The 266-nt window shown below is 51.5% G+C and carries 1 rRNA gene; it reads left to right on the top strand.

From position 1 onward, the window contains the following. Positions 1–266: ribosomal RNA gene (locus tag GYK42_RS28985) — 16S ribosomal RNA — on the top strand; the annotation flags it as partial.

Here is a 266-nt window from a genome sequence, read left to right as displayed (position 1 = left end):
CCTGGGGAGTACGGTCGCAAGATTAAAACTCAAAGGAATTGACGGGGACCCGCACAAGCGGTGGATGATGTGGATTAATTCGATGCAACGCGAAAAACCTTACCTACCCTTGACATGGCTGGAATCCTCGAGAGATTGAGGAGTGCTCGAAAGAGAACCAGTACACAGGTGCTGCATGGCTGTCGTCAGCTCGTGTCGTGAGATGTTGGGTTAAGTCCCGCAACGAGCGCAACCCTTGTCATTAGTTGCTACGAAAGGGCACTCTA

The organism is Janthinobacterium lividum, assembly GCF_011601275.1.
Classification (GTDB): domain Bacteria; phylum Pseudomonadota; class Gammaproteobacteria; order Burkholderiales; family Burkholderiaceae_D; genus Janthinobacterium; species Janthinobacterium lividum_E.
This window is presented reverse-complemented; position numbering and strand designations above follow the sequence as displayed.